This is a genomic window from Aeromonas sp. QDB18, assembly GCF_027705325.1.
GTDB lineage: Bacteria > Pseudomonadota > Gammaproteobacteria > Enterobacterales > Aeromonadaceae > Aeromonas > Aeromonas caviae.
Genome location: NZ_JAPDBQ010000316.1, coordinates 1 through 963, shown reverse-complemented (window position 1 = coordinate 963; position 963 = coordinate 1). Strand labels below are relative to the sequence as shown.

The 963-nt window shown below is 62.6% G+C and carries 1 pseudogene; it reads left to right on the top strand.

From position 1 onward, the window contains the following. Positions 1-104: 104 nt before the first annotated feature. Positions 105-963 (top strand): annotated as a pseudogene (locus tag OKC30_RS21100) (IS66-like element ISKpn15 family transposase); the annotation flags it as partial.

The following is a 963-nucleotide window of genomic DNA, read 5'->3' as shown; positions in this document are numbered from 1 at the left end:
GTAAGTATTCACCGGAACAGTATTGACACAGGAAAAATGAGACGATCGTCTCTTGATCCCACTTTCCTGCTTGCTTGATCCTGCTCCTTAGATACGCTCCCCCCATGAGCAAAAACACCATGCATTCCGCGGGAATGCCCACCACTCTGGAGCAGGCCAACGAGCTGATTTATAAGCTCCTCGACCGCATCGCCGAGCTGGAGGACCGCCTCAATCAGCACAGCGGCAACTCCTCCAAGCCGCCTTCCAGCGACGGCCCCGGTGCACCGCCGCCGGCCCGCAAGCGTCCGGCGTCCGGCAAGCAACGGGGGGCGCAGCCCGGTCACAAGGGACATCGCCGCGAGCGGCATCCGCTTGATGCCCGCCTGACCCTGGTCCCGCATTACCCTGCCGCCGATTGCGCTTGCTGTGGCGGGGACATGGTGGCCCATGCCAAACCCTATCAGGTTCATCAGGTGTTCGAGCTGCCCGAGGTGAGCTATCTCGTCACCGAACACCAACTGTATCGTGCGACCTGCTCACGGTGTATCGGCACGACCCAGGCCGCACTGCCAGACAACGTCAGCAGCAGCCAGATGGGGGCCAATCTGCTCAGCTACATCGCGCTGCAAAGCGGCCAGTTTCACCAGAGCGTCAGCCAGATACAGCAGCAGCTCAAACAGCATTTCGGCCTGAGTTTTAGCCGGGGCGCCATCAGTGAGGCGCAGGGGCGGGTGAGTGCCATGCTCACCCCGACCTACCAGGCCATCAAGCAGCAGGTGCAGACGGCCACCCACGTTCATGCCGATGAGACCCGGCATCAGCGGGGTGGAGAGCGCCGCTGGATGTGGCTGGCGCTGAGCAAGATAGCCGTCTGCTTCATGACGGCCTATGGCCGTGGTCAGGAGGCGGCCAAGCGGCTGCTGGGCGCCGAGTTTGACGGGGTGCTGGTGACCGACCAGTACGCCGGCTACCGGTTTATCG